Genomic DNA, 1,123 nt, shown 5'->3' on the forward strand with positions numbered 1-1,123 from the left:
ATCTACAGGTCGCAAGTGACATATCATGAACAGACGAATCTATTTTGCTCTTTCTACACTGCTCCCTGCTTTTGCAATGGAGATACAGGCCGAGGAACTGCCTGCTGCCAGCAAGCCAACTCCTGAAATCAGCAGCAGTGCAACATCTGCTAAGATACAGGCCGAGGAATTGCCTGCTGCCAGCAAGCCAACTCCTGAAATCAGTAGCAGTACAACATCTGCTGAGTGGCGTGATGCAAAGATCGGCATGGAGTTTGTCGCCCTTCCCAAAGGCTGTTATACCATGGGCTCTAAAGATCCTGCTCTGGGGGCCTATCCTCTCCACCAGGTCTGTGTCAACGGCTTTTATATGAGTCGCTTTGAGACAACCAACCAGCAATATCAGCAATGCGTTGCGGAAACAGCTTGCCCGGAACCAGAACGCCGCGACTCCGGGATCAATGAGCATTTTCGTACTGGCAAGGAGGATGCCTATGAAAGTATGGGCAGTGCCTTGACCGCTCCCGACCATCCGATAGTGGGCGTCTCCAAGAGTGATGCTTTGGCTTTTATTCAGTGGATGGGCAATCGTCATCCTGGTCTGCGTTTTCGTCTGCCTACGGAAGCGGAATGGGAATATGCCTGTCGTGCAGGAAACACTCAGGAGAGCGCTGCAGCGCCATTGGAGGCAGTGGCATGGTACAAGCAGAACAGTCAGTCTAAAACGCAGAGCGTGGGCAGCAAACAGGCCAATGGCTTTGGGCTCCATGATATGCTGGGTAACGTCTGGGAGTGGACCCAGGATCACTATGATGTGCAAGCCTATGGGCAGCATGCACTGCATAATCCACAGATTGTGAACGAAAGTTTATTTTTTGTGGTGCGCGGTGGCTCCTGGTCCAGCCCTGTCAACTATCTGGATTGTGGCTATCGGGGCGTAGGTGAAGAGCGGGACCGTGACGATAATATGGGCTTTCGTCTGGTTCGTGAAGAGTAGTTGCCATGAGGCAAAGAGTGTTTTTTTGAATAAAGACAAATATTAGAATAAAAGATAACTATTCAGGTTGGTGCTGGCTCGCCAGCTCTACCCCCATGGGGATGCTGTGGGCATTGGCGCAAAAAATGCGCGCCAATGCCCACAGCT

At 51.5% G+C, this 1,123-nt stretch carries 1 protein-coding gene; it reads left to right on the forward strand.

Annotation, left to right across the window (positions count from 1 at the left end; translation table 11 throughout):
• Positions 1 to 25: 25 nt before the first annotated feature.
• Positions 26 to 976 (forward strand): formylglycine-generating enzyme family protein, encoded by a 951-nt coding sequence (locus tag EJP87_RS16890; protein ID WP_130472985.1) that lies wholly within the window; start codon positions 26 to 28, stop codon positions 974 to 976.
• Positions 977 to 1,123 lie beyond the last annotated feature (147 nt).

It is taken from the genome of Candidatus Magnetaquicoccus inordinatus (assembly GCF_004217665.1).
GTDB lineage: Bacteria > Pseudomonadota > Magnetococcia > Magnetococcales > Magnetaquicoccaceae > Magnetaquicoccus > Magnetaquicoccus inordinatus.

Coding starts and splice junctions, on each gene's coding strand:
- EJP87_RS16890 (WP_130472985.1), top strand. CDS start 26: ATGAACAGACGAATCTATTTTGCTCTTTCTACACTGCTCCCTGCTTTT.